Source organism: Tetragenococcus halophilus subsp. halophilus DSM 20339, assembly GCF_003841405.1.
Lineage (GTDB): Bacteria > Bacillota > Bacilli > Lactobacillales > Enterococcaceae > Tetragenococcus > Tetragenococcus halophilus.
Window position 1 is genome coordinate 541,571 of record NZ_PXYA01000003.1, and the last position, 18,755, is coordinate 560,325.

The 18,755-nt window shown below is 34.4% G+C and carries 20 protein-coding genes and 2 pseudogenes; 7 read left to right on the plus strand and 15 right to left on the minus strand.

All coding sequences use genetic code 11. The annotated features are described in order from the left end of the window. Positions 1-89 precede the first annotated feature (89 nt). Both coaA and guaA read left to right on the plus strand, forming a co-directional pair. Positions 90-1,013: a type I pantothenate kinase gene (gene coaA, locus C7K42_RS12385; RefSeq protein ID WP_014125666.1), complete on the plus strand. Its 924-nt coding sequence runs from the start codon at positions 90-92 to the stop codon at positions 1,011-1,013. Positions 1,014-1,053: 40 nt separating this feature from the next. Further along, a complete protein-coding gene (gene guaA, locus C7K42_RS12390) occupies positions 1,054-2,619 on the plus strand; it encodes a glutamine-hydrolyzing GMP synthase (RefSeq protein WP_014125667.1) in 1,566 nt (521 codons plus the stop codon). A gap of 148 nt (positions 2,620-2,767) precedes the next feature. Here guaA and C7K42_RS12395 read toward each other — a convergent pair whose 3' ends face one another. Next, positions 2,768-3,184: an ester cyclase gene (locus tag C7K42_RS12395; RefSeq protein WP_014125668.1), complete on the minus strand. Its 417-nt coding sequence runs from the start codon at positions 3,182-3,184 to the stop codon at positions 2,768-2,770. 535 nt (positions 3,185-3,719) lie between these two features. On the opposite strand from C7K42_RS12395, the gene C7K42_RS12400 reads away from it, so the two are divergent. Then, positions 3,720-3,890 (plus strand): transposase, encoded by a 171-nt coding sequence (locus tag C7K42_RS12400; protein ID WP_014125670.1) that lies wholly within the window; start codon positions 3,720-3,722, stop codon positions 3,888-3,890. Between the two features lie 828 nt (positions 3,891-4,718). Here C7K42_RS12400 and C7K42_RS13330 read toward each other — a convergent pair. The 5 genes and pseudogenes from C7K42_RS13330 to C7K42_RS12420 form a co-directional block, all read right to left on the minus strand. Continuing rightward, positions 4,719-4,844, minus strand: a complete 126-nt coding sequence (locus C7K42_RS13330) for a hypothetical protein (RefSeq protein ID WP_256729338.1) — start codon at positions 4,842-4,844, stop codon at positions 4,719-4,721. A 445-nt stretch (positions 4,845-5,289) separates the two neighbouring features. Further along, positions 5,290-5,820 carry a hypothetical protein gene (locus C7K42_RS12405; RefSeq protein WP_124175438.1) on the minus strand — a complete coding sequence of 177 codons (531 nt, stop codon included), beginning with the start codon at positions 5,818-5,820 and terminating at the stop codon, positions 5,290-5,292. A gap of 502 nt (positions 5,821-6,322) precedes the next feature. Continuing rightward, positions 6,323-6,743, minus strand: a pseudogene (locus tag C7K42_RS12410) (23S rRNA (adenine(2058)-N(6))-methyltransferase Erm(C)); the annotation flags it as partial. Between the two features lie 185 nt (positions 6,744-6,928). After that, complete coding sequence (locus C7K42_RS12415; RefSeq protein WP_014125674.1) at positions 6,929-7,522, minus strand: GrpB family protein; 594 nt, start codon at positions 7,520-7,522, stop codon at positions 6,929-6,931. A gap of 250 nt (positions 7,523-7,772) precedes the next feature. Beyond that, positions 7,773-8,129: a DUF2200 domain-containing protein gene (locus C7K42_RS12420; RefSeq protein WP_014125675.1), complete on the minus strand. Its 357-nt coding sequence runs from the start codon at positions 8,127-8,129 to the stop codon at positions 7,773-7,775. A gap of 162 nt (positions 8,130-8,291) precedes the next feature. Between C7K42_RS12420 and C7K42_RS12425 the strand changes: the two genes are divergently transcribed. Both C7K42_RS12425 and C7K42_RS12430 read left to right on the plus strand, forming a co-directional pair. Then, positions 8,292-9,071, plus strand: coding sequence for a helix-turn-helix domain-containing protein (locus C7K42_RS12425; protein WP_014125676.1), 780 nt, complete (start codon positions 8,292-8,294; stop codon positions 9,069-9,071). A 62-nt stretch (positions 9,072-9,133) separates the two neighbouring features. After that, positions 9,134-9,571: a VOC family protein gene (locus C7K42_RS12430; protein WP_014125677.1), complete on the plus strand. Its 438-nt coding sequence runs from the start codon at positions 9,134-9,136 to the stop codon at positions 9,569-9,571. 385 nt (positions 9,572-9,956) lie between these two features. Here the strand turns inward: C7K42_RS12430 and C7K42_RS12435 are convergent, their stop codons facing one another. Both C7K42_RS12435 and C7K42_RS12440 read right to left on the minus strand, forming a co-directional pair. After that, on the minus strand, positions 9,957-10,265 hold the full coding sequence (locus C7K42_RS12435; protein WP_014125679.1) for an MGMT family protein: 309 nt from the start codon (positions 10,263-10,265) through the stop codon (positions 9,957-9,959). A 175-nt stretch (positions 10,266-10,440) separates the two neighbouring features. After that, complete coding sequence (locus C7K42_RS12440) at positions 10,441-10,656, minus strand: helix-turn-helix domain-containing protein (RefSeq protein WP_014125680.1); 216 nt, start codon at positions 10,654-10,656, stop codon at positions 10,441-10,443. A 107-nt stretch (positions 10,657-10,763) separates the two neighbouring features. On the opposite strand from C7K42_RS12440, the gene C7K42_RS12445 reads away from it, so the two are divergent. Beyond that, the gene (locus C7K42_RS12445) at positions 10,764-11,063 is read left to right on the plus strand and encodes a hypothetical protein (protein WP_231834352.1); all 300 of its coding nucleotides are present in this window, start codon (positions 10,764-10,766) and stop codon (positions 11,061-11,063) included. Between the two features lie 164 nt (positions 11,064-11,227). Here C7K42_RS12445 and brnQ read toward each other — a convergent pair whose 3' ends face one another. The 7 genes and pseudogenes from brnQ to C7K42_RS12485 form a co-directional block, all read right to left on the minus strand. Then, the gene (gene brnQ, locus C7K42_RS12450) at positions 11,228-12,544 is read right to left on the minus strand and encodes a branched-chain amino acid transport system II carrier protein (RefSeq protein WP_014125682.1); all 1,317 of its coding nucleotides are present in this window, start codon (positions 12,542-12,544) and stop codon (positions 11,228-11,230) included. Between the two features lie 74 nt (positions 12,545-12,618). Continuing rightward, on the minus strand, positions 12,619-13,500 hold the full coding sequence (locus C7K42_RS12455) for a serine hydrolase (RefSeq protein WP_014125683.1): 882 nt from the start codon (positions 13,498-13,500) through the stop codon (positions 12,619-12,621). Positions 13,501-13,887: 387 nt separating this feature from the next. After that, on the minus strand, positions 13,888-14,244 hold the full coding sequence (locus tag C7K42_RS12460; protein WP_014123482.1) for a group II intron maturase-specific domain-containing protein: 357 nt from the start codon (positions 14,242-14,244) through the stop codon (positions 13,888-13,890). A 53-nt stretch (positions 14,245-14,297) separates the two neighbouring features. Continuing rightward, complete coding sequence (ltrA, locus tag C7K42_RS12465; RefSeq protein ID WP_014125684.1) at positions 14,298-15,158, minus strand: group II intron reverse transcriptase/maturase; 861 nt, start codon at positions 15,156-15,158, stop codon at positions 14,298-14,300. 568 nt (positions 15,159-15,726) lie between these two features. Then, positions 15,727-16,692: pseudogene (locus C7K42_RS12480) on the minus strand (glutathione S-transferase family protein). A gap of 85 nt (positions 16,693-16,777) precedes the next feature. Next, positions 16,778-16,945 (minus strand): hypothetical protein, encoded by a 168-nt coding sequence (locus tag C7K42_RS12920; RefSeq protein ID WP_014125689.1) that lies wholly within the window; start codon positions 16,943-16,945, stop codon positions 16,778-16,780. Positions 16,946-16,960: 15 nt separating this feature from the next. Next, positions 16,961-17,296, minus strand: a complete 336-nt coding sequence (locus tag C7K42_RS12485) for a helix-turn-helix domain-containing protein (protein ID WP_050989782.1) — start codon at positions 17,294-17,296, stop codon at positions 16,961-16,963. A 386-nt stretch (positions 17,297-17,682) separates the two neighbouring features. On the opposite strand from C7K42_RS12485, the gene C7K42_RS12490 reads away from it, so the two are divergent. Beyond that, positions 17,683-18,696, plus strand: a complete 1,014-nt coding sequence (locus C7K42_RS12490) for a phosphotransferase (RefSeq protein WP_014125691.1) — start codon at positions 17,683-17,685, stop codon at positions 18,694-18,696. Positions 18,697-18,755: the final 59 nt, after the last annotated feature.

The following is an 18,755-nucleotide window of genomic DNA, read 5'->3' on the forward strand; positions in this document are numbered from 1 at the left end:
TTTTATTTTTGTGTTAAAATATTTATGTTGATTTTAGAATTACAGCGATCCAAAAAATAATCTGTTTATTTGTTATGTGAGGAGGAACCATGGAAGAATATATGAATTTCTATCAAATTCCTCGTAGCGAATGGCAAGGTTTTTATACACCTAAACATCTGCCATTAACGCAAGAAGAATTAGATAATATTAAAAGTTTGAACGACCGGATTTCAATGCAAGATGTAGAAGATGTTTTCATTCCGATGTGTCACATGATTCATTTACATATGAAAGAATACGAATCATTAACTTTAAGCAAAGGGCTTTTCTTACATCGTTATATAAAAGTCCCCCCATTTATTATAGGTATTGCTGGTAGTGTAGCCGTAGGAAAAAGTACGACAGCACGTCTATTACAAACCTTACTATCACGATTGTTTCCTAAACAAGATGTGCAACTAATTACTACCGATGGCTTTTTGCATCCAAACCGCGTGTTAGAAGAACGTGGTATTATGGATCGCAAAGGTTTTCCTGAAAGCTATGATATGGAAAGACTCATTGAATTTTTAAACAGTGTAAAATCTCGTGAAAAAGATTTGAAAATTCCGCTTTATTCTCATAAAAGCTATGATATCATCGAAGGGGAATATGAAACAATCTCGCAACCGGATATTTTGATTGTTGAAGGAATTAATGTATTTCAATTGCCCGCAAATCAACAAATCTACGTTAGTGATTTTTTCGATTTTTCCATTTATGTCGATGCAGATCCTGCTTTAGTGGAACGTTGGTACTTAGAACGTTTCGAGTCCTTGTTGGACACTGCTTTTCAAGATCCTTCAAATTACTATTATGAATACGCTATGGGTGATCGTAAAGAAGCGATTGACATGGCAAAATCCGTATGGAAAAATGTTAATTTGAAAAACTTAAAAGAATTTATCTTGCCCACACGATCGCGAGCAGATATAATTCTTCATAAAACTGATTACCATAAAATCGATAAAATATTGCTACGCAAATTTTAAATATTTTGCTTAAAACTAATTAGAATAGAGGGAAATTATCGTGAATAACGTTGAACATTTGGCAGATGTAGAAAAAATTATTGTATTGGACTACGGTAGCCAATATAACCAACTCATTACCCGACGCATCCGCGATTGTGGCGTTTTTTCTGAGTTGTTAAGTCATAAAACGACAGCTGCGGAAATTAAACAAATGAATGTAAAAGGAATCATCTTATCTGGCGGTCCAAACAGTGTCTATGACACCGACTCCTTTGGTATTGATGAAGAAATTTTTGAACTAGGTATCCCAATCCTAGGTATCTGCTACGGCATGCAGTTAGTAACACATCGTCTCGGCGGTACTGTTGAAAGAGCTCAAAACCGTGAATATGGTAAAGCCGGCATCGAAATCACTGCAGAAAAAGCTAAATTGTTTAGTTCTACACCTGATAATCAAACCGTTTGGATGAGTCATGGGGATCTAGTCAAAGATCTTCCGACTGACTTTGAAGTAGTAGCGACAAGTAAAGATTGTCCGATTGCTTCCATTCAAAATGCAGAACGTAAAATTTATGGTGTACAATTTCACCCGGAAGTCCGTCATACCGAATACGGTAATGACTTATTAAAGGAATTTGCTTTAGATATTTGCCAATGTAAAGGCGATTGGACGATGGAAAACTTCATCGATATGCAAACTGCTCTTATTCGCGAAAAAGTAGGCGATAAAAAAGTTTTACTTGCCCTATCAGGTGGCGTAGATTCTAGTGTTGTTGGTGTGCTTTTACATAAAGCCATTGGTGATCAGTTAACTTGTATCTTTGTTGACCATGGCTTATTGCGTAAAAATGAAGCGGAACAAGTGATGAACAGCTTAGGTGGCAAATTCGGTCTAAACATTATCAAAGTTGATGCCCAAAAACGCTTTTTAGACAAACTGGCTGGTGTAACGGATCCAGAACAAAAGCGTAAAATCATAGGAAATGAATTTATCTATTTATTTAACGATGAAGCCATCAAATTAGCTGGTGAAGAAGGTATTGGTTTCTTAGCGCAAGGTACTCTTTATACCGACGTGATCGAATCAGGTACTGAAACAGCGCAAACGATAAAATCTCACCATAACGTGGGTGGGCTACCAGAAGAAATGAGCTTCCAATTAATTGAACCATTGAATACGTTGTTTAAAGATGAAGTCCGCGCATTAGGTACTGAACTAGGAATGCCGGATGCTATCGTTTGGCGTCAACCATTCCCAGGCCCTGGTTTAGGTATCCGTGTGTTAGGTGAACTATCCGAAGAAAAACTAGAAATCGTCCGTGAATCCGATGCGATCTTACGTGAAGAAATCGCAAATGCTGGCTTAGACCGCGATATCTGGCAATACTTCACCGTACTACCCGGCATCCGTTCTGTCGGTGTTATGGGCGACGAACGAACTTATGATTACACAGTCGGCATCCGCGCCATTACTTCCATTGATGGTATGACCGCTGACTTTGCACGCATCCCGTGGGATGTATTGCAACACATCTCCGTACGGATTGTAAACGAAGTCGAACATGTAAATCGCATCGTGTATGATGTGACGAGTAAACCACCGGCTACGGTGGAATGGGAGTAGTAAGAAAATTCCTTCAAAGAGCTTTTTTCAAGGCTTTTGGAGGAATTTTTTTCAAATGATCACAATAACTAAAACACATCATTTTACACAAAGGGATCAATATGTCCTCTTTTCAAAAAAGCTATCTTTCGTGTATCGTTCAAACAAGTCAAAGCATTTCAAGTTGGTTCATAAAGTCCATTACATCAGAGGAAACCCAATAGTCTTTTATTTTTCCATCTTTTATAAAGAATATATCTGTCCCTTCAAAAGAAATGCTTGTGCCCTTCTTTGCTCTTGCACCTTGCATTTCCCCGTTGTATCTTCCTTTAAAATTCCATCTTGCCGAAACATAATTATTTTCTTCAATAGGTGTAACAACTAATGTCATACTTATATCGTTAAAATACGCTGCACTAGATTGTATAACGTTTTTTACAGCTTCTATACCCTTTAACTCATCTGATTTCTTATTATCGGTTCTAGCTTGGTGAACAACACACTCCTTATCAACTATACCATCAAGTATATTTATGTCCTCATTCCAAGCTCTAACCCAAGCACTATATATTTCCTTACCATTCATTTTGGAATCCCCCTTATTATTAAAATTATTGTAGCACAGTGAAAACATATACTTATTTTATCATACTATTAAAATATAAAAACGCTTAATTAATTCAAAGAATAGCTGTTTTTAAAGCTTATATAATATAAATATAATGATCTTTTGAAAGTAGTTGATATAAAATGGTTACTAAGTTGTCACCTAGTTACAATAAAATAAATACCATAGCAGCAAGTCAACGTCATAGCATGGTATTTAAATCAGGTGGGACCATTGTTGCTATCGGTTGGAATAAACAAAACCAGTGTAACGTAAACGGTTGGTATGATATTGTAGCAATATCAATGGACAGTACAATATAAGTAACTGGGAAAACATCAAAGTCTACAGTCATAATTAAGGAATTCCATAATTACTTCGGTACTTATAGAAAAAATATTAGCTATATACAATTAGAAGAAGCAAAATTTAAACTGTCATTTATCATGGTGTTAGGTTAAATTCATAGACACATATTTGTAGAATCCAATAATATTCTATGAAAGGATGTCCAATGATAGCTAAGAAATATAATCAAGAAACAAAAGAATTGAGCCTTCAATTAAATGAACAAGGACAAAGTGTTCCTTCTTTGGCACGTGAATATGGGATTTCAGGAGCAACGATATTTAACTGGAAGAAAGAATATACCCCAGATAAAGAAACCGGAAAAATCATTTTTTGAGGGATCACCCAAAGAAATGAAATGATTGATAAGGCAGATTCGTTAACGGCAAAAAGTTTGAGAGCTTCAATGAAGTTTTAATCAAAAGTATATGAACAAAAAAAGTATTGAGGAAAGCGGTTAAAAAGTATTAAACCAGATAGAAAGAAATGGAATAAAGAGCTTTCTGATCAATTCATTACATTATATGTAAACAGCGTCAGAAATGGTACTTGTATATTTTAAAGGTGTTCATGGTTATTTATAGAATAACGGAGGTTAAAAGTAACGACTACGCACAAACCCAACAAAGCGAAGCGTAGCCAATTTTTAGTCCATGCTTAGTAAAATAGATTCAATTGTATATGTGTTATTCGGGTAAATAGACTTTTTAATGACGGTACTCGCTGCTAATTTTTCCGTATTATTTTTAAATGAATAATAGTCTGACTGGTATGAACAAGATAATTTAAATTCAAAGTTTATATCGGTTAAGTGGACATAGTTGTAACAAGTTAAGCAAATGCCAGAGAATACCAAAATTATCACCAGGACCGGAAATTCTTTGTGTGTGATGAAGTATGAACAGTAGGCCTGCTTGTTTTGGCTCTTTTCATTTTTATTTATCCTTCTTTTTTCTTCTTTTTAATGTTGTTATACTAGCTATAGCTACACCAAGTACGGATACGAATATAATAATTATAGCTTCCAACTGTATCCCCCCTTCATCAAAAAACAAAATTGAATGATTTAAAACGATATAGGATTACTCTTAATTTAGCGTATAACAAGCAATTATTTATTACAAGTAGTACAACTTACGAACCCTGATGAAAAAGAGTGTCCATGTTATCTTTTTAATCTGTTTAAATTTTGTGATATGGTTATTTGTTCTCTTTCGAAGTTGTGAATGATGTCAATCAGTACAGGAACAGCGCCTTCTTTTGAGTATTCTTTTTGTTCGTTTCTCTCCATTAAGACCTCTCCTGTTCGGTCGCAGATTTTGATTCAATGCATTTAACGAGCAGTTCTATCGTGAGGATGAAATTGATGGATGACTTGCTCTATGTTTTTATATTTCATAACTGTACCCTTTGTTTGATTATAACAATTTTGAATTATTGAGAAGATTAATGGTCTAATGTTCCGATACATTCATCCACTCACCCAAAAGGCGAAAGAATTATTGAAGCACACGTCTTATCGTCAAAAAGTTTATCCAAAAGATAGAAACTTACCATTTAAAGTGCATATTGATCATCGACAATACAAGCAAATTCCACAACCCACATTTAATAAAAATATGTTGTTCTATAATACACAAAGATAAAAGAACGAGAAAATATTTTATTATTAATTAAATCCTTATTTTTGTGTATAAAATGCCCTATATTCTTTAAACTGTGATTGCTACTTTAAATTATGGCGTTTTACCATTTTTATTTGCAGCGTTGTGACTGGTTAGTTGATGATATGTACTCAAAATATGAAACCCATAGATTATTGTTGCAATGGCACCACCGATACTCGCAATAGCGAAGGCAGATTGCCATGATAAATCTGAGTTAATCACTAGAATAATAGAAATCAGTGCTGTTGTAATGGGGATTGGCGCGACAAAATAATCTAATGTTCGATTCATAATTTTTGCTTGAGGGATGAAATGTAATCCAATAATAAGTGTTACTACTGGCATAATCAGTGCATACCAATCAACAATAACTAACAAAATGACGGATAACCATAGAATTCCATAACTGACACCACTGAGAATGCCCATGGCTTTACCGATCCGTTTACCTGATTCTGTTTCATGTACTTCAAATAATTTGGAATGTTTAATATTTTGTATACTCTTTACAAATAGAATAGTGGATATAAATAAGCTCACAGTAAAAAGAATCCAACCGACTAAGCCCCACGCAAATCCGAACCATATCGTATATGCCAACAGAAAAATAGCCATCATTAAACTAACTGGCGCCATGCTTTGAAGTGTTTCACCGTTTAAGTCACGGTTATTTTCAACAATAATATCCACTCACCCTTTACTTTGGAACAACTTTATTTTTCTCTTCAGCTCATCATACCTAAACTGGAGAATAATAACAAATGACTGATTATATCTAGAATAATTGAAGAAGGGTCTGTGTAGAAAAGAGAATATATACGTTTCTTCCATTATAAAGGCAACCGGATTCACTCCAGTAATCAATCACTCGTCTGCCGATTTGTAATGCTTTCAACTCTTGGTATATTGCTCCTGACTTTTTTATCGTTTCAGATAAATTTCTTACGTTCAACAAATTGGACAGTGGACGACTTTCAATCCCATTTTGTCAATCCGTATAGACTCATGACACTGTGTATCAACCTAGTGATTGTTGGTATATGCGGGTGTCTATTTTACCGGTTTAGTTCTCAGCATTTTAAATCCCACATTCATCGTCAAAAGCTCGCTGCATGTCTAGTAACCTTTTAGCAAATCCGTATTCAACGATAAGATAATTATATTTTGAATGGCTCTCAAAAGTAATTTTTTTGATAATATCTGTGCTTATATTGAAGGGAATATTACCAAAAATCTTTTGAACATCATATTTACGAAAATTAAATTTCAATATATCGTAATTGAGAACTTCAATATTGTCAGAAGTTGATGTCATATTCTTAGTAATTTTATATAACCTGTCTTCAATTTCAATTGCAGTTACAAAGCCACTAATTTTTAATAGTTCATTAGTAAAATGGCCTTTCCCTGAACCTATTTCTAACACATGATCATTTTTATTAATGTTTGTATAACTTAGAATATCTTTATATACCTTTAGATGTTATGAAATTCTGTGCATTTTTTGGATTTTTCTTGTCCATTATAATCTTCCTTTTGTTGATTATAATGAACTGCATCTACTACACAAATAGAAAATAATCCCATACTATATCTCCTTTCAATCGATGTTATAGATTAAAAAGAGCTTTTTTCGTCACTGCTATACTAATACACATAATTTACCTCCTCTATCTACTCGTATTATACATTTTCAATTTATGTGTAACTACAAAATATTTGAATTCGCTCGTTTCATAATTTCTTCTACAGTTTCCGTTTTTGCGGCAGCATAATCTTGCACATTTTCCCAAGTATTTTGAGCAAGTTTACGTTTTACCTTAGCGTATTTTTCACGATCTTCACGATTTGTACGTAGCCAATTACGAAATCGAAGCATCTTATTAATCTCTAGTGCCCCTTCACTGAATACATGTAAGTTAGTATCTGTATCTGGTCCTTTAAATAAGCGATGTTCATACCACTCTGGTTCTCGTATTCTTAATGTATATCCTACTGCTTCTAAAACAGGAACGTATGAAGATTCATAGGAAGAATCTTCCACTACCAGTAAAATATCAATAATTGGCTTAGCACATAAATCAGGCACCGATGTAGACCCCACATGTTCTAATTGTAAAACTTTATTGCCAAGTATTGATTTAATTCTTTTGGCTTCCCTCTCAAATAAATCCACCCAGTTTGGATTATAATCAACTAATTTAATCGGCGCATTATGAGACTTTCGTTTTCCAACAGTAACTTTTTTTAGATACTTATCATTATCAGTAGATGAAGAATAGCTATTTCTTTTATTATGCATTAAGTTGCTCCTTTACACTTAGACTTAATATCTCAGCCATTCAAGCTAAAGAGTTTTTTCTTTGGAACAAACAGTGAATGTTTTAAACGAGTATTCACTTAGATTTAAATCAATAAGTAATTCGTTTATTGGAGTGTATGATAAAGTGGCTGGTAGGATAAAAGCAACAATAGTAAAAAATATATTATTTGCTTCAGTATAACTATTAATAGATTCGTCTTCATATAATTATATCAAAGTGTTATTTACTCTATACTGTTTTTCGCAAAATTTTCTCCATTGGTTTTCCTTTGGCTAGCTCATCTACAAGTTTATCCAAATAACGGATTTCTTTCATCGTCGGTTCTTCGATCTCTTCTACTCGAACGCCACAGATGACCCCTGTAATTAAGTTTCTAGACGGGTTCATTTCAGGCGCTTGCGCAAAGAAAGTTTCGAAATCTGTGCCATTTTCTAACTGCGCATCTAATTCTTCTTGGCTATAGCCTGTTAACCAGCGAATAATTTCATCCACTTCTGCCTTTGTCCGATTCTTTTTCTCGGCTTTTGTAATATAGTGCGGATAAACTTTGGCTACACTCATCGTAAAAATTTTATGTTTTGTCATTTATATGTGCCTCATTCCTGTCATTTTTTCTATTTTATCATATGAGAAGCTTTATTCATTATCAAACTCTCTCTTTTTGTTATACTCTAGGTGAAGGGTAACGCTTACATATAAAATATCATTCTTGATACATTCGGAAACCATTATAGGAGGCTTCCTTTTATGAAAGAGACAATGACCGCTATTCTTATGTACATGCAAAAACATGTATCGGATGAAATTACTATTGAGGACATCGCAGTTCACTTCGGCTATAGTAAGTACCATTTTAGTAGAGAATTCAAAAAGTTCACTGGATTTTCTGCAGCTGATTACCTATCTTCTATAAAAATTGAACAAGCAAAGCAAGACTTTCTAAAAAAGCAACGTTCGATCACAGATTCCAGTTTTGACGCTGGCTTTTCTAGTCTTGGAACATTTTCTACAATGTTTGCCAAAAAAACGGGACTATCTCCACGTGAGTATAAAAATCAAGTAGAGTCTCTTTATGATTTAGCAAAGAACTATGATGATACAACGTCCACTTCCTATTATGCTGAAAAAATTCAAGAAGAAGATAGCTATCAATTATCTGTAACGATTCACTATCCTAAAAGCTATCAAACTAGCATCACTTTTGTTGGTTTATTTAATAGCTCCATCCCCAATCATAAACCAGTTGTTGGCACAGCTTTGCAAAAGAAAGTACAACATACGTTTACTCATGTTCCTAAAGGAAAATACTATCTACTCGCTTGTTCAATTGAAAAAACATTCAATCCATTGCGTTACTTTGTACTAGACGACTGCTTACGCGGAAAAGCAGACTACCCTCTTCAATTTCCCAAAGATTCAAGCAAAGAGATAGATATATATCTAAGAGAAGCGCTTCCCGAAGATCCACCCATTTTGATTAATTTACCTAAACTGCTATCGGATACATTTAAATTCCGCAATCCATAAGAAGTATTTTTCTTCCGCATTTGAGATACTGAATATACTAAAAAGTGAAAGGAAGAGTGGATATGAATATACAATTTACACCCTATGTATTGTTGAATGGGAAAGCAAATGAAGCAGTTGATTTTTATGCTAAAGTGTTCGATGCAGAAATAGAGACTCGGGAAGTATTAAAAGATTGGCCGCAAGAATTTGATGGAAAAGTACCTGAGGGCTATGAAAATAATGTTATGCATGCTCATCTAAATATCGGAAACTCCCAACTGATGCTTGCAGATCTTTTGCCTGGTCAGTTTCAACAGCCAGGAACAACCGTGACTATTTTGATTGATGTCAAAGAAGTTGCCGATGCTAAAAGAATTTTCACTGCTTTACTGACAGGCGGCAAAGAAACAATGGCTCTTCAAGAGACCAGTTTCAGTCCAGCAATGGGGCAGGTAAACGACAAATTTGGCGTCGAATGGCAAATTATTACCGAACATCCTGACATGCGGAAAGAATAATACAGAAAAACTGGCACGAAATTACTGTTGGCGAAGAATGTATTTCCGGAATAACGAATATACAATTTAAACCATTTGACTGAAAAAGGAACAACATAGCTATTAAAGCTTATACTGTTCCTTTTTCACACTTTTAAGCAAATTCTCTCATTTCTTACAAGTGTAATATACAGTAATGTAATTAATTAGCTACGATCTCTATTATTAGTTACCGTTCAATAAGTTATACTTACTAAAATAGAACTCTTTTCATCTAGTTGAAAAAAATATACTTATTTTAGTTCTCAGCTCTACATATGCCTAGCTTTTGTTTAACCTCTTACACCAAAAATATTGTTAAAGAACCTGAGCTATATTTACCTATCGTTAAATCAGTAAATCATTACTAGTCTTCCCACTGAAACTTCTTCAAGTCGACGTGATTTTCATCTTTCAAAGAAACACCTTCTTCGCGAAGAAAGTCTGCTTGTTCTACCCAACCCGGAGCCAATCTTCCTGCATGATTCACCACACGATGACAAGGATATTTTCCGTAAAATTCAGACATGCTGAGAACTCTTCCAACAAGTCTTGCATTTTTTTCTCTGCCAATTAATCTGGCAATTTGTCCATATGTAGCAACACAACCTTCTGGTATTTCTTCTACAGCAGAGAGAATCTCGTAGATCAAATCTTCATCTAAAACACGTTTCATAAGAAAATCACACTCGCTTTTCTAACGTAATATAGATCTCCTTGGCATTTTTTCTACAATTTTTTCATAGTTGAATTTTCCAAGTAAGATCAGTAAAAATTGATATTTATCGTTAAATATTCCAAAACAATTAGTTTTCTTAAACAATTAAATTAATGCCCTACTTTACTCATCTCTATTTATTACATCCTTTATTCTTTGTTCTATCAAGCAAGTAATCTACACTAACATCAAAATAATCAGCTAGTTTAATCAAAGTGCTTGCTGTCCATTCTATTTTCCCAGTCTCGTATTGTGAATAAGTATTTTGCGAAACATTTAGTAACTCAGCCACTTGCCGTTGTGTTACATCATTATCTTCTCTTATGGAACGAATATTTTTATAACTCATTTTTATCACCTCTTTTTATTATAAATATCTGTATTAAAGATATTGTTTTCATCTGTAATACAGATATAATTAAAATATACAATATTTCAAAAAGGGAGATGGTTATGATGACAGAAAAGAAAGAACTTATAACAAAGAAAAACCAACCTATTAAAGCAATCACTCAGCAAGATCTCCACAAATTAAAGGAGACCTTGGAAGAACTCCAATCCTGGGTAGTTGTTTTAGAAGTAATTGATAAGTTCTTTAAGCACGAAAAGGAAACACTAAACAAAAAGAAAATTATTCAAGAATATCATGCTAACGCAAAAATCTTTGAAGTTTTTCTTGATGATTTCCTCGTTAATACCAATGTTTTAGAAAGTCAGTTTGAAGAATTACGAAGCAGAGAAAAGATACATTTCTAAGATTTTCCAATTTTTTGTGAATCCCGTATGCGTTAGTAATAAAACAATAAACGTTGCTGCTAATGCCAAAAATACAACAATATTATGAAAGGGCATCCCACTTCAATAGGATGCCTTTTGAGTGAAACAATTTTTGTTTTCTTTCGCGTATTTATTACTGCATGTTATTTCTTCCATGCAAAAGAAATACCTTTAGCAATAACACCTACTACAACGGCAGGGATAATCCAAGAAAAGCCTAGATCTGAAAAAGGAAGAGTGACAAAAGGTGTGATATAATCCCAACTTGAATTAAATTCTTTCAATCCAACGTTTAAACTAACAAATAATATGATTCCAACAACACTACGATAAACGATTGTATCGCAGTTTATATACTTATTAATAAAGCTCAATAAAATTAATGCAATAATTATAGGGTAAACTACGTTTAATACAGGTACAGAAAATTGAATGAGTTTTTCCAACCCAATATTAGCTACGGTAGCGCTAAATAAAACAAAAAATAATAAAAACTTTTTATAAGTTATACGTGGAAATCGTTTGTTAAAATACCATGCACATGAAGATAGCAAACCTACTCCTGTTGGAAGACAAGCAAATATAACAACTAAGCCAAAAAGAAAGTTCCCTGTACTTCCAAAATAATTGTTAGCAACTCCTGCTAATATATCTGCTCCAGAAGAAAAACTCAGTGTAGAACTGCTTGCTCCTATATATGCAATTCCTAAGTAAATAAAAGCTAATAAAATCGCAGAAATAGTTCCTGCTTTTAAAATAACATTTTTTCTAACAGTCTGATTGAACTCTCCTAAGTCTTTAGTGGTATTAACAATAATTGTTGCAAAAACAATCGACACAATAGTATCCATTGTTAAGTAACCTTCTTTTACTCCGCTAGAAAAAGGCGCCTGCGCATATTGTCCTTGAGGTAATTGAAAATCATTCATTGGATTAAAGATCGTTGTCACAATAAAAACACCTAAAATCAATAGCAAAACAGGCGTTACTATTCTGCCAAAGCGATCCATAAATTTACTAGGATATAAGGCTAAGTAATACACCAATCCAAAAAAGGCAATACTATAAATTAGTAGTCCTATCTGTGAATTGCTTTGATTTAAAAAAGGAGACACCCCAATTTCAAAGGAAACAAGCCCTGTTCTGGGAGCCGCCATTAATGGTCCAATCGATAAATAAGTAATAATGGTTAGAACTTTAGCAAAAGTTGGATGAACCTTTGTTGCTAAGCTTTCAGTATTTCCGTCTTCGCTAACGTTAGCAATGGCTACTAATCCCAAAACTGGTAAAGCTACTCCTGTAATTAAAAAGCCGGCCATAGAACGCCATAAATTTCCCCCTGCTTCGCTTCCTAATCCTGCGGGAAAGATTAAATTTCCTGCACCAAAGAAAAGAGAAAAGACCATAAGTCCAATGAATAAAATTTGCCTAGAAGTAATTTTATTACTTTTATTTGTCATTTCTTCACCTTCATCTATATATTTCTTTTGAAAAATAAATCCTACTGTTTAATCAATCACTGCGTATTTTATGACTACAACAAATAATCGCTTGAAATACGCGTTAAGTCTTCGATGACTTGACTCCCCTCTTCAATCGTTGGATTTTGATCAGATAGAGCCACTGCAAGATAACTATTATCTCCACGCGTTACTTTACCAATACTTGTAACAGTCCATTCATCATTTATATCATTAGGTAACCAACCGTTTTTAAAAGTAACATCACTTGACCCGGCATAAATTCCCCAACTTTGGTCAGGATCAATCTGGTCCATCAAATCAATAATCTGTTTTTGTGAGTCTTCATTTAAATATTGTGAAGGTGTATATAGTTCTTGAAGTAACTTTATTTGATCTTTTGTTGTCGTTGTCGTTTTCCCCCATGTTTCTTCATCTGCTTTTGTATCATTCATTTCTAGATCATCAAAAAGTTGCTGTAGCGAAGAATAACCCCCTAATGAATCTAAAATAGTTGTCGCTGCTTCATTATCACTATGCATAATCATGCTAGATAAAAGATCAGTTTCTTCCTCAGTTAAGTCTTCTTGTTTTTCTTCTTTTTCATGCAGCAATAACATCGCTATATCTACTTTTGCAATACTTGCTGTCACATACTTTTCTTCTTTTTCATTATTTGTGTAAGTATAACTCTCTTCATTTTCCAGATCGTACACTCTAAATTCTAATGAATTGGGATAAATTTCAGCCCACTCATCTCCTTTTTTCTGCAACTCGTTTTCCAGTTCATTTTTATCTTCTTCTGGTTTTTCAGCTGTCGCTTGCTTTTCCGTCGTATTTTCAGTTACCGCTTTTTCTTCTGGTTTAGTTGTCGTATGCTCACCTAACCAAAAGCCTAATACTAAAAAGAAAATCGCTCCTAATAGGAGAGGAAAAATTTTTATAAATGTTTTCATTTTTCTATTTACAAGTCCTTTCCCTTTTATAATTTTAATAAAAATGGCTTCTAAGAATTATTTTTATTTTCTGAATTTTCACTAACTAAATTAATTCAAAACAATAATACTAACTTATCACATGAAAGAATAGAGGCAAAGTCATTATCTTTTAAATAACGAGAAAAAGTATATTTTTAAAATACAAAAACAGGAAAGAACTAATTGCTATATTTAAAAATAAGTTCTAAATAAAGCTTAAAAGAAAATAATTTCTTCCTGTTGAACTTGTAAAAAAACAAAAGATTTTTATATAATCGAGTAGGAGACTAACCATTAATTGATTAGTCGACCTCTCACACCACCGTACGTACGGTTCCGTATACGGCGGTTCAATAATTTAAGCTTTTATTTCTCAAGGATTTCAATGAAATCCTTGAGTTTCCATTGTTTGAACTTTTCTTTGCTGAAGATTCTATTTAGAAGTTTTGATTTTGAAATTCGCCAATACTGTTTCCGGCTATTCGCATACGTCATGGCCTCTTTATGAGAGGCCCCTCTTGCCTTCAGTTGGCGGTATTTCGTATCGACTTTCTTCCATCTTTTCCAAATCAAGGCTCGCAACCTATGTCGTAAGTATTCCATCTGTTTAGCTAGGAAAGTTTTTAGTTCTCCGTCTTTATAGTATTGAATCCAACCTTGGGTGTACTGATTGATGGTTTTGATCATCTCATCTAGCGTGCCCACCCTTTTTCGGTTCGTCAATCTTTTCAGCGTTCTTTTGAACTTTTGTTTGGCCGACGCTGTGGGTCGGCTCTTTACTTTCCCTTATCTTTTCTCATACGATAGCTCAGGTATTCTAATTGATGCGCCTTAATGATTTGGCTCTTTTCTTGATTCACCGTCAATCGTAATTTCTTTTCCAGGAATTGGGTAATACTTTCTTGGACTCTCTGAGCGGCCCGCTCGCTTTGGACAAAGATAATAAAATCGTCCGCGTATCGAATAAACCGATGGTTTCTTCTTTCGAGTTCCTTGTCCAATTGGTCCAGATAAACATTGGCTAAAAGAGGAGAAAGCGGGCTCCCTTGGGAGGCTCCTTTTGAAGTTGGACGAAGAATTTCGCCCTCCATTACTCCTGCGTTTAAGAAATTCCAAATAAGTTGGAGAGCGGCCTTTTCTTCGATGTACCATTGCATACGATGCATAAGTTTCTGATGGTTAATCGTGTCGAAATAGCTCTTTAAATCACAGTCGACAACCACGTCATAGCCTTCTTCATAATATTGGCCTGCCTTCGCTATTGCTTGTTGACAGCTTTTTCCAGGTCTAAACCCATAGCTGTTTTCCGAAAAGGTCGGGTCGATCAAGGGCGTGATGACTTGTAAAATCATTTGTTGTACTACGCGGTCCCGTACGACGGGGATGCTCAATTTTCGTTTCTTGCCGTTTCCTTTAGGAATTTCCACACGTTTTGTTGGTTGTGGGCGATAGGTCCCTTCTCTCAGCTTTTGTACAAAGGGACGACGATACTTGTTCAAATGAGATTTGATTTCAGATACCGTCATATCATCGATTCCCGGTGCTCCTTTGTTCTTTTTGACTTTCTCGATCGCTCGATCTATATTCATTGAGCTGACGAGTTCGTTCATTAATGGAAAGCCACTTTGGTTCATCATCTTATTGTCGTGCTCCCTTACGCGCTCCTCATTTCTTCTTTTGCTTCCAGCTTATCCTTCCACGAGTGAGCTACCTATCGGTCTTTACCACGGTATTGGCTGCGGTCCTGGTGAGCACGTCCACCTCCTTGTTTACTTCAAAGTTATTATTGTTCAGTCCTTCATATCCATAGGATACTACTATGACCTTGGCTGACTTCTGCCTATTCGTTGTTACTACGATTTCTATCGCTAGGCAGACCTCCTCGGGTAAGGTGTGATAACTTTCCACTCACGTCACCGCCTCATTTACTGTATGGGATTCGGGCAGTATTGGACTTTGCTTTGTTTTGCAAGCTCGTCCGTCCCAATTCAGCCTTCTTATGAGATTCCTGTTCGTCAGTGCGAGTGTTTGCCTCCAGCTTCCTTCAGATTCCACTTCGCAGTGGACACCCTTGCTTTTGGCTAACAGTTCCTACTGCCAAGCCTGTAGTGGACTTTCACCACCAAGTTATCGCCCATGCCGAGCGCACAAAAGAAAAAGAACTACAAATTTCAAAAAATTTATAGTTCTTTCTACTATATTCTCTTATAATTCCTCATCTATACTAAGATTGATTTTCAGACCCTTAGGCACGATACCACTAGGGTTAAGAGAAGTTAAACTAATATAATAGTGTTTTTTAATATGCGATATATTTACTGTTTCTTTAATTCCTGGCCAATTATATAATTCGCGAGTATAGCGCCATAAATTTTTGTAATCCATTATTCGTCTAATATTACATTTAAAAAGTCAGAAGTATACTATATCAAAGCGGATTAAAGTTGCAAATAAGAGCCAGTCTGACTCCGTTGGTTGTTCACCCACTAAGAATCGACTTATTGATAATCTTTCTTCAATTTCATCTAATCTATCAAACAACTTAGTAACTTCTTGCTCGTAAAATTCTTGTTCGTTTGCAAGACCTATTTTATATACTGCATTATTAATTTCAGGCCCAATGATGTTATTCCAGGCTTCAATTTCGGATAATGATTCTTTTGGCGCATAGTTATCATCATTTGCTCCGGCGTAATTAAAGGCACTGTTTAGCATACGAATAATATCAGATGATTCATTATTAACAATTTGGTTTGTTTTTTTATCAAATAAAACAGGGACAGACACTTTTCCAGTAAAATTTGGGTCAGAAAAAGTATAAATTTCTCGTAAATAATTCGCATTGATCACCGGGTCAGGTATTACACCCTCGCCGTCTTCAAAACTCCATCCCTGATCATACATCACAGGGTTAACTACGGATAAAGAAATGATATCTTGTAATCCTTTTAAACTACGCATCATAAGTGCCCGACTGGCAAAAGGACAAGCATAAGAAACATACAGATGATAACGTCCCGCTTCTGCTTTGAAACCGCCTTCTCCTGTTGGACCAGCACTACCGTCCGGTGTAATCCAATGACGAAATTGCCAATTCGTCGTTACGACTTCTCCATCTGCACTAGCAGGCCTATCTTCTTTATGCCACTCCCCATTTACTAACATTCCCATTATTTTTACCCCACTTTCTTCAAAATAGCCTTTTCAGTTTATTATAAATGATCCATAGTTATTTCAATAATAAAGTGTTTTTCATCTACGAAAGCTCTGATATCGTTTGAAAATAACTAATGATTTCTTCATGAAGAAACGGTATTAATAATAAAACTAGAGTAATAATGCTTAACACTACAGCTTTTTTTGAAAGTGCTTGGTTGATCTTTTGCCAATCAAGTGAAAAGAGTAAAGCTATAAAGAAAATCATTCCACCTAGGTGTAATCAAGGCATCATTTCTTGAAAATTGGTATTAAAAACAAATAAAACAGCAAAAATAAGCACGATCATAATGAGACTTACCCATACAATTTTTTCTACCGGGGTAAACTTTTGAATCGTTTTAAATTTATTCATAAGCTCTTCATCTCCTCTGATAAGTTCGTCCAGTGAAATTTCAAAAAGATCACTAATAGCAACAATGTTAGCGAAACTAGGTAACGCAACGTCCTGCTCCCACTTAGAAATAGATTGTCGTGAAATATGCAACTTATCAGCTAGTTCTTGCTGAGACCAATGTTTCATTTCGCGTTGTTTTTTTATCTGCTCACTTATCTTCACAAAAATTCCTCCTCTCATTCTTAGTTAAACATTGTCCTTTAATAAAGCATAGCACTGCATGGTTGCAAGTAAAAAATTACGAAGAGGAATTCTCATACAATAACTTCTTAAAAAAGTAAGAAGATAAGGGTAATACCTAGGTAAACTAAGGTGTCTTTTTATCTAACTGTTTCATACAGTTAGAAATTTGCTGTTTCTGACCTTCTTCTGCTTTTTTATATGTACGCCTCCTCGTTTTAGGCATTTTTAAAGTAAATGGACATGCAGTGAATTTTTATAAATATTTGGGATATGAAGAAAAGACTTTTAAAATAATCAAAACACTTAAATAAAACAACTTTTTTAATCTAATAGCAAAATCATAATATAGAATAGGAGATAAGAAGTTGAAAGAACCGAAAGAATACACCGAAATAGCCCTAGAAAAACAAGCCAAACTATTGGACATGAGCTCTTACTTGGAAAACGGAATCTACGTTTTTGATACAGACTTTAGAATGGCTTTTAAAACAACAAGACCCAATCATCCTATGATCAATACTCTCAACATGCCAAAAAAAGAGAAACAATTTATCACTGAAATTAAGCATTCTGAAACGAAGTATTTCAATGGGAGTATCTTATGGTTCTGTATTAATGGTGATATTAAAATTTTTTCAGATGATAAAGTTCTTACGATCTGTTCGGATAAAGAAAGCTATCAGAGGAAAATAGAGAACTACGCTTATTTTTCTCCTTTCTTTCGTATTCCTACATTAAGCAAACAAGATACTAAACACAACATGTTGGTCGAAGAATTTATCAACTTCGATGAAAAAACAGCCGACGACGAGCCCTTCATTTTTAAAAGGATGTATAACAATTACCGTGATTATTTTACCTACTTGACACGTCTTACAAAAATTGGTTATCAAACATTAAATCAATTATGGGAAATAAGTTCGCACACTGTTTATAGCCCACAATTTGAAAAAATAACGAAAAAAATTGCTCCAGAATTGTTTTCTATGAAGTTTCCATTCATTAACCTACATGGAGATATGTGGTCGGATAACATTCTTTTAAGCCATGAACAAAACGGGAAAACATTATGGTACATCGACTGGGAAACCGCAGATAATTATGTTTTCTTCTACGATTTTTTTAAATTTATCTGGAATGAATTAGATGTTCATCAAGATGCTTCTTTTTACAAAAAATACATTGCAGGAGAATTTGACAATGAATTACGTCATCTTTTTTCTATTTTTGATATAAACTTTCAGCCAAAGCTGAAACAATCTTATTTTTGTTATTTTTTCCTTAACGCTATTATCAATGATACAGGCCGGATTGCCTTTAAATTTAAACAGGAAGAGATAGAGAACTTTGAACGTAAAGTTTTTCCATTAATGACTTAACCTAAAAATCTAGTATTGGTATAATAAAGTTATTTATAAAGATGAAGCAGAGACTTTAT

Coding starts and splice junctions, on each gene's coding strand:
- coaA (WP_014125666.1), top strand. CDS start 90: ATGGAAGAATATATGAATTTCTATCAAATTCCTCGTAGCGAATGGCAA.
- C7K42_RS12395 (WP_014125668.1), bottom strand. CDS start 3,184: ATGAATGGTAAGGAAATATATAGTGCTTGGGTTAGAGCTTGGAATGAG.
- C7K42_RS12400 (WP_014125670.1), top strand. CDS start 3,720: ATGATAGCTAAGAAATATAATCAAGAAACAAAAGAATTGAGCCTTCAA.
- C7K42_RS13330 (WP_256729338.1), bottom strand. CDS start 4,844: ATGGAGAGAAACGAACAAAAAGAATACTCAAAAGAAGGCGCTGTTCCT.
- C7K42_RS12415 (WP_014125674.1), bottom strand. CDS start 7,522: ATGCATAATAAAAGAAATAGCTATTCTTCATCTACTGATAATGATAAG.
- C7K42_RS12420 (WP_014125675.1), bottom strand. CDS start 8,129: ATGACAAAACATAAAATTTTTACGATGAGTGTAGCCAAAGTTTATCCG.
- C7K42_RS12425 (WP_014125676.1), top strand. CDS start 8,292: ATGAAAGAGACAATGACCGCTATTCTTATGTACATGCAAAAACATGTA.
- C7K42_RS12430 (WP_014125677.1), top strand. CDS start 9,134: ATGAATATACAATTTACACCCTATGTATTGTTGAATGGGAAAGCAAAT.
- C7K42_RS12435 (WP_014125679.1), bottom strand. CDS start 10,265: ATGAAACGTGTTTTAGATGAAGATTTGATCTACGAGATTCTCTCTGCT.
- C7K42_RS12440 (WP_014125680.1), bottom strand. CDS start 10,656: ATGAGTTATAAAAATATTCGTTCCATAAGAGAAGATAATGATGTAACA.
- C7K42_RS12445 (WP_231834352.1), top strand. CDS start 10,764: ATGACAGAAAAGAAAGAACTTATAACAAAGAAAAACCAACCTATTAAA.
- brnQ (WP_014125682.1), bottom strand. CDS start 12,544: ATGACAAATAAAAGTAATAAAATTACTTCTAGGCAAATTTTATTCATT.
- C7K42_RS12455 (WP_014125683.1), bottom strand. CDS start 13,500: ATGAAAACATTTATAAAAATTTTTCCTCTCCTATTAGGAGCGATTTTC.
- ltrA (WP_014125684.1), bottom strand. CDS start 15,158: ATGATGAACCAAAGTGGCTTTCCATTAATGAACGAACTCGTCAGCTCA.
- C7K42_RS12920 (WP_014125689.1), bottom strand. CDS start 16,945: ATGATTTTCTTTATAGCTTTACTCTTTTCACTTGATTGGCAAAAGATC.